6 protein-coding genes are annotated in these 5,692 nt (G+C 76.3%); 4 read left to right on the top strand and 2 right to left on the bottom strand.

Going from position 1 to position 5,692, the window contains the following annotated elements:
* Both CTKZ_RS19955 and CTKZ_RS19950 read left to right on the top strand, forming a co-directional pair.
* Positions 1-1,420 (top strand): sensor histidine kinase (locus tag CTKZ_RS19955; RefSeq protein WP_124344550.1); only part of this gene is annotated, 1,420 nt, incomplete at its 5' end.
* Positions 1,417-2,112, top strand: a complete 696-nt coding sequence (locus CTKZ_RS19950) for a response regulator (protein WP_124344549.1) — start codon at positions 1,417-1,419, stop codon at positions 2,110-2,112. The genes CTKZ_RS19955 and CTKZ_RS19950, both read left to right, overlap by 4 nt.
* Before the next feature lie 98 nt (positions 2,113-2,210).
* Here the strand turns inward: CTKZ_RS19950 and CTKZ_RS19945 are convergent, their stop codons facing one another.
* Positions 2,211-3,299, bottom strand: a complete 1,089-nt coding sequence (locus CTKZ_RS19945; protein ID WP_124344548.1) for a Gfo/Idh/MocA family protein — start codon at positions 3,297-3,299, stop codon at positions 2,211-2,213.
* A gap of 250 nt (positions 3,300-3,549) precedes the next feature.
* Positions 3,550-4,410 (bottom strand): SDR family oxidoreductase, encoded by an 861-nt coding sequence (locus tag CTKZ_RS19940; protein WP_124344547.1) that lies wholly within the window; start codon positions 4,408-4,410, stop codon positions 3,550-3,552.
* Positions 4,411-4,525: 115 nt separating this feature from the next.
* Between CTKZ_RS19940 and CTKZ_RS19935 the strand changes: the two genes are divergently transcribed.
* Positions 4,526-4,909, top strand: a complete 384-nt coding sequence (locus CTKZ_RS19935) for a winged helix-turn-helix transcriptional regulator (protein WP_370520944.1) — start codon at positions 4,526-4,528, stop codon at positions 4,907-4,909.
* Between the two features lie 102 nt (positions 4,910-5,011).
* Positions 5,012-5,692: Pr6Pr family membrane protein (locus CTKZ_RS19930; protein WP_200829846.1), on the top strand; the 681-nt coding region annotated here is incomplete at its 3' end.

The following is a 5,692-nucleotide window of genomic DNA, read 5'->3' as shown; positions in this document are numbered from 1 at the left end:
GCGGGACGCCGTGCGACGCGTCCCGGGCGAGCCCGTCGGCGGCACGGCCGGCGGGGCGCCCCCGTCGACGGTGCCGGCGAGCGCGGGCCGCACCGGCTGGTGGGACCGCGGTGCGCGGCTCCTGCGGGTCGCGCGGGAGCGCGGCTGGTGGGACGACCGGACGGCCGCCGTGGGGACGCTGCTGTTCGGTCTCGTGCTCCTCGGGCTGGGCGTCGCGAGCTCGGCAGCGCCGTGGGTCCCCGACGTGGTCGCCGACCGGGTCGGCCTGTGGCACGTCGTGCTGCTCGTCGTCGCGTCGACCGCCCTCGTCGTCAAGCGTCGGCACCCGGTGGCGGTGCTCCTGGTCACCGCGGCCTGCGCGCTGCTCGACGCCCTGCTCGGCGGCAGCGTCGCGACGCTCGTCGCGCTGTTCGACGCGCTCTACACCGCCGCGCTCCTCACCCGCGAGGCCGTGCGGCGGCGGATCGTGGTGGCCGTCGTCGTCCTCGTCGTCCTGTCGGCCGTCGTCACGCTCGCGCTGGGGGCACCGGCGCGCGAGGCCGTCCTCATGCTCCTGCAGTCGGTCGCGATCTTCGGGACACCGCTGTGGTGGGCGCACGACGTGCGGCGACGCGACGAGCTCGCCGCGCTCGAGTCGGACCGTGCTGCGGCGGAGGGACGTCGGGCGGAGGCGGAGCGGGACCGCGCCGAGGCCGAGGGCCGGCGCGCAGAGGCGGAGCGGCAGCGCGCCGACGCCGAGCAGGCCGCCGCCGAGCTCGCTCGAGCGCACGCCGACGACCTCGCGCACATCGCCGACCTCGACCGCGAGTCCGCCGTCCGCGAGGAGCGGGCCCGCACGGCGCGCGACCTGCACGACGTCGTCGCGGGGCACGTGTCGGCCGTCGCGATCCGCGCCGAGGCCGCGCTCGCCGGACCGCCGGACCCCGACGCCGACCGTGACGCGCTGAGGGCGGTCCGCGCCGGGACGCTCGACGCGCTCGCGGAGCTGCGCGCCATGATCGTCGTCCTGCGGGGCCGCCCCGACGCGGTGACCGCCCCCGCCGGGCTCGACCGCCTCGACGACCTGCTGCGCACGGTCCGTGCCGCCGGGCAGCGGGTCGTGGTCGCCGGCTCCGTGCCCGTCGGGCTCGCCGCCGCGACGGACCACGCCGCGTTCCGCATCGTCCAGGAGGCCCTCACGAACGCCGCCAAGCACGCGCCGCGCACGACGACGCACCTCGTGCTCGACGCCGGCGCCGACGCGCTCGACGTCACCGTCAGCAACGCGACCGACGGCTCGTCCGTCACGCCGCCCCTGCACGGCGGGACCGGGCTGCTCACCATGCGCGAGCGCGCCGAGGCGCTCGGCGGGACGCTCGACGCGGGCGAGCGCGACGGCACGTGGACCGTCCGCGCGCACCTGCCGGCGGTCGTCGGATGAGCGCCGGCGGAGCGCCTTCGCCGCGACGCGCGCCCACCGTGCTGCTCGCCGACGACCACGCCGCGATCCGCGCGGGGCTGCGGCTCCTGCTCGAGCAGGGCGGGATCACGGTCGTCGGCGAGGCCGCCGACGGTGCCGCCGCGATCGCGAACGCCCGCGCGCTGCGCCCCGACGTCGTGCTCATGGACGTCCGCATGCCCGGCGTCGACGGCATCGAGGCGACCCGTGTCATCACGCGCGACGGGCTCGCCGACGTGCTGGCACTCACCACGTTCGACCTCGACGAGTACGTCCTCGGCATGCTCCGTGCGGGCGCCGTCGGGTTCCTGCTGAAGACGACCGGCGCCGCGGCGCTCGTCGACGCCGTGCAGCGCGTCGCCGCGGGCGACGGGGTCCTCGCGCCGGAGGTGACGCGACGGCTGCTCGCGGACCTCGTCGCGGCGGCGCCCGAGCCCGCACCGGACGTGCCCGAGCCGGCGCAGGCCGAGGCGGTCGCGGCGCTCACGGGCCGCGAGCGCGACGTGCTCGCGTGCCTCGGCGCGGGGATGTCCAACGCCGACGTCGCCGCCGCTCTCGTCATCGCCGAGTCGACCGCGAAGACGCACGTCAGCCGCGTGCTCGCGAAGCTCGGGTGCGCGTCGCGCGTGCAGGCGGCGATCGTCGCCGTCGAGGCGGGCGTCGTCCGCGACTAGCGGGCGTCTCGACGAGCCGACCGTCGCGTCGGCCGTCGAGGGGCAGACCTCCGACCAGCGGGCGTCGCCCGCCCGGAGTCGCGAGGTGACCCGGCCGGTCACGCGTCCGCCCACGCCTCCCGGGCCGTGCGGACGGCGCGGCCGGTGCGCGCCGACTCCTCGATCGCGAGGCCGAGCAGGTGGTCCTGGCAGCCGTCGGCGAGCGGGTACGGCGGCGGGCCGTCGCCGCGCACCCACGCGCCGGTGCCGGCGAGCAGGGTCGCCGCGGCGACGTCGTCGTCGGCCAGGCGGGCGCCGTCGAACGGGTTGCGGTACAGGACGCGGCCGTCGAGGCTCACGTGCTCGAGGTCGAACCCGTCGAGGTCCTGCTCCACGCCGGACATGCGGCGCACGAGCGACGACGTCACGACGGTCCGCTCGTCGACCCAGCGCGTGAGGCGGTCGTCGACGAGCTCGCCGTGCGAGCCGCGCACGACGATCCGATTGGTGCGCAGCGGGTTGTGCCACTGGTTCTCGGTGAAGTCGTACAGCGCGGTGCGCCCGCCGCCGAAGTCGAGCGTCGCGAGGAGCGACCAGCGGTCGCGCGGCTCGGTCTCGCCGGTCCAGCCGTCGCGGCTCCTCGGGTCGAGCAGCGGCGCGGTCGTCGAGACGGCGTGCACGTCGACCTCACCGCGTCCGGCGTCGAGCAGCCGCCGGACCAGGCCGACCGCGTGGTAGAGGTGCGTCGACGAGATCTGCACGCTCGTCGGCGTGCCCAGCAGACCCTCGTCGACGAGCGCGATCCGGGCCTGGTGCTGCGGCATCGACGGGCTGTGCTCGGCGACCTGGACCAGGCCGGACGCGCCCACGTCGGCCCACAGCGCCCGCAGGCCGTCGGCGTCGGGCGCGGGCGGCGTCTCGGCGAGCACGGGCACACCCAGGCCGACGAGCTCGCGCGTCGCCTCGGGCGTGACGGGCCACGGCACGGAGACGACGACGAGCTCGGGCCGGTCCGCGACGAGCTCGGGGATCGTGCGGACCGTCGGCACCTGCCACGCCCGCTCGACCTCGGCACCGCGCTCGGCGGTCCGTGTCACGACCCCCACGCACCGGAACCTGTCCGGCATGAGCCGCGCCGCGCGGAGGAAGAACTCCGCGCGCCAGCCGCTTCCGACGACCCCGAACGTGACCGGTCCACCCTTGCCCATGCGCCCGCCTCTCCGTCGACCCGGACCCGCCCGAGGCTAACCCGGCCCCCACCGCCTCGCCGACCGACCGCCCGCCCGTCCGACGGCCGCCCGACCGCCCGTCCGCCCGCCCGCCCGACGGTCCGCCCGACCGCCGCGACGCACGACCCGGGTCTGAGTACCGCGCGGACGCGATGAGCGGTACCCAGACCCGGGTCGACCGGGTGTCGTCGACGCCGAGCGGTCGGCGCGGCGCCGCGCGTGCCGGGCGTCAGGCGCGGGCGGCGCGGAACGTGTCGAGCAGCGGCACGGTCGAGCGGCCGACGAGCGTGCGCAGGTCGGCGGTCGCGTCGGCCAGGTCGCCGCGCGCGATGCCCTCGTCCATCGTCAGCAGGAACCCGATCGTGCCCGCGTCGAGGCCGGCGCCCTCGAGGATCGCCCGGTGCTCCTCGGGTGACACGGCGCGGTGCTCGACGGGCCGGCCGAGCGCCTCGGCGGCGGCCGCGGCGAGCTCGTCGTGCGTCCACGCGACGTCGCCGCTGAGCTCGTACACGCGCCCGTCGTGCCCGTCGGTGGACAGGACCACGGCGGCGGCCTCGGCGTAGTCGTCGCGCGGTGCGGAGGCGACCCGTCCGCCCGCAGTGCTCGACACGACGACGCCCGTCGCGGCCGCCTGCTCGAGCACGGGCAGGTAGTTCTCCGAGTACCAGTTGTTGCGCAGGACCGTCCACGTGAGGCCGGACGCGCGCAGGACCTCCTCGGTCGCCCGGTGCTCCACGGCGAGGGGCAGCGGCGTCGTGTCGGCGTGCGGGGCGCTCGTGTAGACGACGCGGCCCACGCCGGCGGCGGAGGCGGCCTCGATGGCGCGCGTGTGCTGCGGGACGCGCTGGCCGACCTCGCTGCCGGACACGAGCAGCACGACGTCGGCGCCCTCGAACGCGGCGGTCAGCGTGGCGGGGTCGTCGAAGTCGGCGACGGTCGTGCGCACCCCGCGCGCGGCGAGGTCCGCGAGGCGGTCGACGGAGCGGCGGCCGGTCGCGACGACGTCCTGAGCGGGCACGCCGCGGTCGAGCAGGTGGTCGACGACGAGGCGGCCGAGGTGGCCGGTGGCTCCGGTGACGACGATCGACATGGTGGTCCTCTCGGTGGCCCGGCAGCCCGGGCGGCGGGTGTGTCGTCGTCGTCAACCGGGCCGCATCGGCACACCTTCCCGTCGGGAGGTACCCACTTCGACGTAAGGTACGGACGTGACGGTAAGCAACGAGGTCAGCGTGATGGACCGCCTCCTGACGGACGGCGTCCTCGCGTCCGCGTGCCCCAGCCGGGTCCTGCTCGACCACGTGACGAGCAAGTGGGGCGTCCTGCTGCTGGTCGCGCTGTCCGAGCGCTCGATGCGGTGGGGCGAGCTCCGTCGCGTCGTCGAGGGCATCAGCGAGAAGATGCTGGCCCAGACGCTGCGGACCCTCGAGGCCGACGGGCTCGTGCACCGCGAGGTCACGGGCACCGTCCCGCCGCGCGTCGACTACTCCCTCACCCCGCTGGGCGACGAGCTCGTCGCGCGCCTGCTCCCGCTCATGGCGTGGGTCGCCGACCACGCGGACGCGATCGTCGGGGACGCCGCGACACGCTGAGGGCGTGGGCACGTCACCACCGCGGGTGGCTGCGGCACCCCCGGTGGAGGTGCGAAGGTTCCGTCCACAGCACCGACGCTGCCGTCGAAAGGGCCCCGCACCATGTCCGTCTCCGCCGTCAACGTCCCGGTCGCGCTCGTGCGGTTCGCGATCGCCACGCTGGCGCTCATCGGGACCCACGAGATCTGGCTCGACGGCGACCTCGACGGGCTCGTCTACTTCACCAACCAGTCGGGCCTGATGCTCGCGGTCGTGATGATCTGGGCCGGGTTCGCGTCGCTGCTCGGTCGCCCGCAGCCGCCCGCGTGGCTCAAGGGCGGCATCACGCTGTTCCTCGCGATCACCGGCCTGATCTCGTACTTCGTGCTGGCGCCGGAGGCCGCCGACGCCCCGGCGGTCGCGTTCGGGCTGACGTCGGGCACCATCGAGCACGAGATCACGCCGATCGCGGCGTTCCTCGACTTCGTGCTGCTCGACGCGCACCGCCGGCTGCGGCTGCGGCACGCCGCGTACTGGCTCGGCTGGTTGCTCGCGTACTGCGCGTTCGCGACGGTCCGCGGGCTGGTCTGGGACCTCGGCTACCCGTACGGCTTCATCGACCTCGGCGAGCTCGGCTGGGGCGGTCTGGCACTCAACGTCGCGATCTACGGCGTGGGGTTCTCCGTGCTCGGTCTCGCGCTGGTCGGGATCGACCGCGTGCTGCCGCCGCGAGCGCTCCTGGGCCGGCCGGCCCCCGACCGGCCCCGCGCCACGGCCGACGCCGCCGACGCGCCGGTCCACGCC

The organism is Cellulomonas algicola (assembly GCF_003851725.1).
GTDB classification, from domain to species: domain Bacteria; phylum Actinomycetota; class Actinomycetes; order Actinomycetales; family Cellulomonadaceae; genus Cellulomonas; species Cellulomonas algicola.
Note: the sequence above shows the minus strand (reverse complement) of the source record. Positions and strands in the feature narration are given on the sequence as shown.